Raw genomic sequence first — 294 nt, forward strand, 5'->3', positions numbered from 1 at the left:
GGTGAGGGTGGCGATGTCGCCGAGCATGGCCTTACGACGGTCACCGAAGCCGGGGGCCTTGACGGCCACCGAGCGGAACAGGCCGCGGATCTTGTTGACGACCAGGGTGGCCAGGGCCTCGCCCTCGACGTCCTCGGCGATGATCAGGAGCGGCTTGCCGGACTGCACGACCTTGTCGAGCAGCGGCAGCAGGTCCTTGTTCGCCGAGATCTTGCTGTTGACGATCAGGATGTACGGGTCCTCGAGCACGGCCTCCATGCGGTCCGAGTCGGTGACGAAGTACATCGACGTCAT

At 65.0% G+C, this 294-nt stretch carries 1 pseudogene; it reads right to left on the minus strand.

Annotated elements, in window-relative coordinates:
- Nucleotides 1-294 (minus strand): annotated as a pseudogene (groEL, locus tag V5E28_RS49325) (chaperonin GroEL); the annotation flags it as partial.

Source organism: Nonomuraea sp. LPB2021202275-12-8, from assembly GCF_037044575.1.
In the GTDB taxonomy this organism is placed as follows: Bacteria; Actinomycetota; Actinomycetes; order Streptosporangiales; family Streptosporangiaceae; genus Nonomuraea.